This window comes from Moorena sp. SIO4E2, from assembly GCF_010671945.1.
Taxonomy (GTDB): domain Bacteria; phylum Cyanobacteriota; class Cyanobacteriia; order Cyanobacteriales; family Coleofasciculaceae; genus Moorena; species Moorena producens.
Genome location: NZ_JAAHIE010000059.1, coordinates 7,198 through 11,253 on the forward strand (window position 1 = coordinate 7,198; position 4,056 = coordinate 11,253).

Here is a 4,056-nt window from a genome sequence, read left to right on the forward strand (position 1 = left end):
AAGGGACGAGCACCATAGACGGGGTCATATCCAGCGTCGGTGAGATAATCCTGAGCTTGCTCGGACATTTCCAGGGTAATCTTTTGCTCTGCCAACAGCCGCTCAATCCGTTTGAGTTGAATCCCGACAATTTTCCGCAATTCATCCCGGGTTAGGGTATGGAATATGATCACATCATCGACCCGGTTCACAAATTCTGGGCGAAAATGCGATCGCAAAGACTCCGTCACTCGTTTGCGCATTTCCTCATACTGGGAATCATCCCCAGCTACTCCCAAAATATGCTCACTGCCAATATTGCTGGTCATGACAATAATGGTATTCCGGAAATCGACGGTTCTGCCTTGGGAGTCGGTAATTCGTCCGTCGTCAAGTACCTGTAACAAAATGTTAAATACATCCCGGTGTGCCTTTTCCACCTCATCGAGCAATACTACTGAGTAAGGACGCCTACGCACGGACTCTGACAGTTGTCCTCCTTCTTCATACCCTACATATCCTGGTGGGGCACCTACTAACCGAGAAACTGCGTGTTTCTCCATATACTCGGACATATCAATCCGCACCAGAGCTTCTTCACTGTCAAACAGAAACTGTGCCAACGCTCTAGCTAATTCGGTTTTACCGACCCCAGTTGGTCCCATAAACAAGAAGGAACCAATGGGACGCCCGGGATCTTTCATCCCTGCTCTAGCACGACGAATGGCAGCAGCTACAGCAGAAACGGCTTCTGTTTGCCCAATCACCCGTTTATGTAAATGTCCTTCGAGCTGTAATAACTTCTGGCGCTCTGATTCCAGCAATCGTTTCAGGGGAATACCTGTCCATTTGGCCACAATTTCAGCAATATCGGATTCACTGACTTGTTCTCGCAACAGAGCACTACCCCCGGATTGGAGTTCCAACATCATACTCTCTTTAGCTTCCCGGTCCCGCTGTAAAGCTTCTAATTTGCCATATTTTAGCTGGGCTGCCTTATTGAGGTCATAATTGCGTTCCGCTTGTTCCACTTGTACCCTTAACTGTTCTTCCTCCTCTTTTAAGGCACTGATGTCTTGTAACAGTTGCTTTTCCGATTGCCATTGTTTATTGAGTTGTTCCTGTTTTCCCCGTAAAACCACAATTTCCTTTTCAATGCGCTCTAACCGTTCCTGGGCAGAACTATAGGTGGCGGAGGTGGTACTGGTTCGCTTATCTTCCCCTTCTAGAGATAACTTTTCCATTTCCAGCTGCATCAGCCTGCGGTCAGTAGCTTCCAATTCCACTGGCTTGGAGGTAATTTCCATTTTGATTTTGGCTGCGGCCTCATCCACCAAATCAATAGCTTTATCGGGTAAAAATCGGTCAGTAATGTAGCGCTGGGATAAGGTAGCTGCTGCTACCAAGGCTGAGTCGGTTATATTAACCCCATGATGGACTTCATAGCGTTCTTTGAGTCCCCGCAAAATAGAAATGGTGTCTTCTACAGTTGGTTGCTTAACATAGACTTGCTGAAACCTACGTTCTAGAGCAGCATCCTTTTCAATATGCTTGCGGTATTCATCAAGGGTAGTTGCTCCAATACAACGCAATTCTCCCCGAGCTAGCATTGGTTTGAGTAAATTCCCTGCATCCATAGTGCCACCGCTAGCACCAGCTCCGACTACGGTGTGCAATTCATCGATAAACAGGACAATTTGACCATCTGAGTGGGTCACTTCCCTAAGCACAGCTCTAAGTCGGTCTTCAAATTCTCCCCGATATTTAGCACCTGCAATCAAGCTGCCCATATCTAAGGAAATCAGCTGGCGGTTTTTGAGGGATTCTGGAACATCCCCATTCACAATTCGTTGGGCTAGTCCTTCTGCGATCGCAGTTTTTCCTACCCCTGGCTCTCCAATCAACACTGGGTTATTTTTCGACCGACGAGAGAGCACCTGAACCACCCGACGAATTTCTTCATCCCGACCAATCACTGGGTCAAGTTTTCCGGCTTGAGCGGCTTCGGTCAAATCCCGCCCGTATTTTTCCAAGGCTTCGTAACGGGATTCGGGATTTTGGTCTGTGACCTTTTGAGAGCCTCGGATGGCTTTAATGGCCTCTTCGAGCTTGGCGGCATCCTGGTTATGGGTTTTGAGCAAGCGGCGTCCTACCCGTTCATCCACCGCTAAACCCAGTAACAGATGTTCTACTGCAATATACTCATCCTCCAAAGTCTTGCGATAGGCTTCCGCATTATCGAGCATCACATCCAAACCACGACCCAGGTACAATTGGTCTAGGTTAGCGACCTTAGGTTGGCGCGTCGCAAAATTTTCCAGTTGTTGCTGAAACCGGTTAACATCAACAGTGACACGGGATAGAATCCGATTGGGTAGCCCATCTTGTTCCAACAATGCGATCGCAACGTGTTCGACTTCCAGCTGTTGATTTTTGCAGCGACGGGCGACATCTTGAGATTTAACAATCGCTTCCCAGGCTTTATCTGTAAACTTGTTGGCGTCAGTGGGCTGCATATCCTACAACAAATCTCGCTTTTTTACCATCTATGCTGTGGTTAGTATAGCAATCCCTTTCACCCTCTATCCGGAAAGTCTGGCTTGAAATTCATCAATGGTAGATTTTGATTGGTAAGCATATGCGCTACGCGCAGGCTACGCCAACAGCTATCAGCCCTTAGCCGTCAGCTAATCAACGGTCGGTAGTAAACAAGCTGGGGGGTACTGCTACGGCTGGTTAAAAATCCCTGCTGGTTTTACTCATCCTTAAAGCACCTGATAGCACCTCAAGTAGCGCATTAGCTTATAACTGACGGCTGAACGCACACGCGTGCGCGTAGCGCATATGCTTACTAATGTGCTCTGTATGCTTTCGGTGTCATGCCGGTAAATTCTCGAAACTTTTTGCTTAAGTGGCTGTGGCTGTTGAAGCCACACTCTAAGGCAATGTCTACAATTAATCGGTCTTTTTGTTTCAACAACTGCTTCGCCCGTTCTACCCGTTGCTGTATCAAGTATTGGTAGGGAGAGATGCCAATTGACTGCTTAAATAGACGGCTGAAATGGAATTGGCTCATGTCTAGCAATCGAGCTAATTCTGCCAGTTTAATATCTCGCTCTAAATATGTATCAATGTAATCTATAATTTGCTGCAGTTGACGCAGGGGTAAGCCACCCTCGTAAATTGGCAACTGAGGTTTGGTAGCTGCGTGTTGCCTCAGTAAATTGACTGCCAAGACGTTAGCCAGAGAATCAATGTAAAGTGTGCTGCCTGAAGATTCCTGTTGAAGTTCAGTAAGTAGCATGATTGCGGACGCTTCAATCTGTGGATTGCGAATCCGAAATTCTGGCAGTAATTCTAGCCGATCGGGATTCTGTTCAAGGCTTTCTCTAGCAACACTTTGAATAAACTGAGATTTCAGCCGAATCTGCAAGTAATTATCATCACTGTCCCACCGAGCAAAAAACGGTGTCTTGGCAGGGGTAATGGACATGTCTCCTTTTTTATACAGCCCTGTGTAGCTCTTGCCTGCCTGAATTTGTAGCAAGCGAACGGGACGAGGAGCAAGGGAGATAGAAAGGGTATGCTCATCATTGTAATGACAATTTCCCTCTCCAGCAGGATGTTGGAAGTGTTGGACTCGAATATTTTCCCAGCTTTGAGTTTGGCGAGACTTCTGGGATAAGCCATTGGTTTCAGCCTGTTGGATAGCAGGATTTTTCATCATCCAAGTCCAGTGCGTCTAGTTCTGATTATATTCAGGTTGCGGCGGTTTCCAGCAAAAACGTGAAAAGCGATAGCAAGATTGTGATAGTACCACAAGAATTAGATAGCTGAGCATCAATTGCCTTTCTAAGCTGTAAGGGTGATTGTTCAGGAGCAAGTCTAAATAAGATGAATATACTTATTTGTGACTACTCCCACATCAAATCAAAGATTATGATGTGGGCTTCTCAAATTCACAAATGAGACTTGCTGTTCCTCAATATCCTGTATTGATTTACCGCAGCCATTGAGCGGCAGTCCAACCGCCAATAATCCACGATTCAAAATGTTGATACCACTGTTCCAATCACG

2 protein-coding genes and 1 pseudogene are annotated in these 4,056 nt (G+C 46.4%); all 3 read right to left on the reverse strand.

Annotation, left to right across the window (positions count from 1 at the left end; genetic code table 11):
* Nucleotides 1-2,495: ATP-dependent chaperone ClpB (clpB, locus tag F6K37_RS09520; RefSeq protein ID WP_287249752.1), on the reverse strand; the 2,495-nt coding region annotated here is incomplete at its 3' end.
* A gap of 335 nt (nucleotides 2,496-2,830) precedes the next feature.
* Complete coding sequence (locus F6K37_RS09525) at nucleotides 2,831-3,703, reverse strand: helix-turn-helix domain-containing protein (RefSeq protein ID WP_008183262.1); 873 nt, start codon at nucleotides 3,701-3,703, stop codon at nucleotides 2,831-2,833.
* Nucleotides 3,704-3,909: 206 nt separating this feature from the next.
* Nucleotides 3,910-4,056: pseudogene (locus tag F6K37_RS09530) on the reverse strand (RNA-guided endonuclease InsQ/TnpB family protein); the annotation flags it as partial.

What these genes read in the sequence shown, in the direction of transcription:
- F6K37_RS09525 (WP_008183262.1), bottom strand. Translation starts at nt 3,703, where the DNA reads ATGAAAAATCCTGCTATCCAACAGGCTGAAACCAATGGCTTATCCCAG.